Annotated in this window: 3 protein-coding genes; all 3 read left to right on the top strand. The window is 39.8% G+C overall.

Going from position 1 to position 3,455, the window contains the following annotated elements; genetic code table 11:
• Positions 1 to 253: 253 nt before the first annotated feature.
• A complete protein-coding gene (locus ACZFYI_RS17650) occupies positions 254 to 1,108 on the top strand; it encodes a helix-turn-helix domain-containing protein (protein ID WP_462525442.1) in 855 nt (284 codons plus the stop codon).
• A 200-nt stretch (positions 1,109 to 1,308) separates the two neighbouring features.
• Complete coding sequence (locus ACZFYI_RS17645) at positions 1,309 to 2,199, top strand: ABC transporter ATP-binding protein (RefSeq protein WP_462525441.1); 891 nt, start codon at positions 1,309 to 1,311, stop codon at positions 2,197 to 2,199.
• Positions 2,192 to 3,455, top strand: a 1,264-nt coding sequence (locus ACZFYI_RS17640; protein ID WP_462525440.1) for an ABC transporter permease, incomplete at its 3' end; no start/stop codon positions are given. The genes ACZFYI_RS17645 and ACZFYI_RS17640, both read left to right, overlap by 8 nt.

The following is a 3,455-nucleotide window of genomic DNA, read 5'->3' as shown; positions in this document are numbered from 1 at the left end:
GCTTCCTGTGAATTCAAATGAATAATTTTTGATTTGATGGAAATACTTTGGGAATACCTGAATAATCAGGGAATTATGATGCTGACTTTCTGAATGTAAAATCAGAATCCAAATCAAAAATTGGTCTGATGGTCGTTTTGGATATGTAACTAAAACAGAGTAGGTTTATTTGATTTAGAAATTGTTATAGGATTGGAATCAACAGCTAAAATTGGGCGGGGTTCTAAAGTCTACATGAAAAATTCTTGTCTCTATGAGGATTAATTTATTAAATGCAAGGAAACCTGTGTTGGTTGAGTCCATAATCCATAGCCTTTTCTGGGTCTTTTTTTTCACGGCTGTAAATGTGGACTGGACCGCAAATTGGTTTGATAGAACCATCCGGCCAGATACACCTCCTCCTCTCTCGGTTCTCATCTTCCCATTTATCTTTTATGCACATGCCTTTTGGGCCATCCCAAGCTTCCTAAATAAAAAAAAATGGGGTATCTACATTTTATGTTTTTTACTACTCTTTTTGGTTCCCGAATTGATCCGCTCAGCACTGACTGTAGCATGGGATGGTCAGAATGGCTTTTGGGATGAATTTGAAAGCAATGATAGCTTTCTTCTTGGCCGGCCAAGTGTTCTATGGATGGCGATGCTTTTATCTTTTGCCTACCGTTTTTCAAAGGATTGGTTTGTCAGACCACAGCAAACAGAAAATCCAGAAAAGCAGTCCTTCTTTCCAACAAATAACAAAATGCAAGAAATACAGCCTTTGGGTTTGCAGGAGGCGGAGATTCTCCGGCAAAACCTTGAAAAATCACTGCTTTTGTCACAACCATACCTTAATGCCGAACTTTCACTTGGGGAATTGGCAAAACTCATCGGGACAACGGACAAAAAATTATCAACCCTGCTCAATCAAAACATGCGCACCAATTTTTATGATTACATCAATTCATTTAGGATTGCTGAATTCAAAAAAAGTGTTGAAAACGGAAAATTGATGCACCTTTCCATTGTTGGCCTTGCGCTTGAGTGCGGGTTTAAATCAAAAAGCAGTTTTTACCGGGCATTTAAAAAAGCAACAGGAGTATCCCCCTCTCAATTTATACAGCAGTAACTCCAAAAAATTCTTCATTTGATTTTTTGTTCTTGTCCTAAGAATCAAAACCTGTCCCACTGCTTCCTGCGGGACGCATCGTGCCTCCAATTCAGCTCCTTTTTATCTGAAAAAGCCGAATATTGACCTTATTGATTTGGTTTGCAAAAGTCACAAAATGTCTTTTTGCTATTCAAATATTCATAAAAGGCTAAAGTAGCATGGAATTAATTATCCAAAATCTGACAAAAACATACCCTAATGGAGTAAGGGCCATGGACAATCTCACGATCGAAATCGGGGAAGGAATGTTTGGTCTACTGGGTCCAAACGGAGCAGGAAAATCCTCCTTGATGAGAACCATCGCAACTTTACAAACTGCGGACATCGGAGACATATTTTTCAATGGCATCGATATCCGCAAAGATCCTATCAGTCTGAGAAAAAAACTTGGATATCTGCCTCAGGAATTTGGGGTATACCCAAAAGAGTCTGCAGAAAATCTGCTTGACTATTTTTCCATTTTGAAAGGAATCTCCTCAAAAAAAGAGCGCCAATTCAAGGTAGAAGAAGTACTCCTGATGACAAATTTGTATGAGGCCCGGAAGAATCATGTGGGTTCTTATTCAGGTGGCATGCGTCAGCGTTTTGGCATTGCACAGCTCCTTCTCAACAACCCCGAGCTCATCATCGTCGATGAGCCCACTGCCGGATTGGATCCGGCTGAAAGAAACCGTTTTTTGAATGTTTTGCGAGAGATAGGTACGAAAAATATTGTCCTATTTTCCACCCATTTGGTAGAAGATGTAAATGAGCTTTGCACCGATTTGGCCATCATGAACTTTGGCAAAATCCAAAAAAGAACTAGTCCCTTTTTGGCCCTCAAAGAGTACAAGGATAAAATCTGGACCAAACGAATAGCTTTTTCAGAACTTGAATTCTATAAATCCGCTTACCGGTACTTATCCTCCAGTTTCAACAGTGATCATTCATTGACAATCCGGGTATATGGAGATCAATTACCTGGTGAGGCTTTTGTCCCTGCCGAAAAAATAAATCTGGAGGACGTGTATTTCCATTCATTGGTTAAACCCGGCCAAGAGCATGCTTAAAGCCATCTATATCCATGAGCTTAAAAGACTGCTTACCCAGCCCGCTCCATATGTTTATTTTGCGGTTTTCTTTGCCGTTGCTTTGGCGTCCTTGCTAGGCAGCGGTGGTTATTTTGATTCAGGAGAAGAGATTGATGCCAAAATTCGGTTGCTGAATTCACCCTATGAAATCAATTCCGTCTTCCATTATTTCAATAAGTTCTTCCTTTTTCTGCTTCCTGCAATCATCGGAATGGTAATTTTTAGGGATTTCAAAAGCAACATTTTTCCTATTATGTACACATTTCCTCTTAAAAAATCAGATTACCTCTTGGCCAAATTCCTAAGCGGATTGACTTTGGCAGTGGTAATCACTTTTTCTGTAGGCATAGCTTTCTTCATTGGAGAAGGTATGTTAAGGCCATACACTCCGATGATTGGACAATTCAATTTTTGGGCTTATGCCAATACCTATTTCTTTTATGTATTTCCAAATATGTTTTGCTGCGGTTTAGTAGTATTTATCGCGGTAGCATCCCTCCGAAATGTTTATGCGGGATTTATCGCAGTCATTCTCTTGGTTCTTGGGCAGGTCATTACTGATAACCTTTTTTCAGGAAATCCATATTTATTTGCACTACTCGATCCTTTTGGTCAAAATGCTGCTGCTTTCGAAACCAGGTATTGGACCATCACCGAGCAAAATATACAGCAGGTTCCGATTTTTGGAATGGTTCTGTGGAACAGAATACTTTGGACTTCAATTGGTCTGATGGTTTCCGGAATTTTCTATAAAAAATTCCGATTGGAGCAGGAACCTTCCATCCTTTGGCCGGGAATTTTTAAACGAGGCAGTCAAGCTTCAAGGGTTTTTGATAGAAGTTTTCAGGCCAATTATCAGCGCAGAGAAGTCAGTATTGATATATCTTTTAGCTCTCAGCTAAAGGCAATGCTGAAACTCTCCTTTATCGATTTTAGGTATATTATCAAAAATTGGCTTTTCCATGTCCTGCTGGTTTTTGGGATTTTGGCCATTGTTTTTGCACTAAGCAGGGTTACCAACAGGGGGGACATGACTTTTTTGCCGCTGACACGCATCATGTTATCGGTTCCCATGTTTTTCTTTTCCTCAGTTATCATTTTGCTGACATTTTTATTTTCAGGCATGTTGATCCATCGTCCCGGATTGGCAAGGGCAAATGAGCTTATAGACAGTACTCCCACTTCCAATTGGGTCTTGTTGATTACCAAAGTAGTAGCAATCGTTCAGTTGCAAT

This window comes from Aquiflexum sp., assembly GCF_977115555.1.
Note: the sequence above shows the minus strand (reverse complement) of the source record. Positions and strands in the feature narration are given on the sequence as shown.

Excerpts from the sequence above, each read along its gene's own strand:
- ACZFYI_RS17650 (WP_462525442.1), top strand. The coding sequence starts at position 254 with ATGAGGATTAATTTATTAAATGCAAGGAAACCTGTGTTGGTTGAGTCC.
- ACZFYI_RS17645 (WP_462525441.1), top strand. The coding sequence starts at position 1,309 with ATGGAATTAATTATCCAAAATCTGACAAAAACATACCCTAATGGAGTA.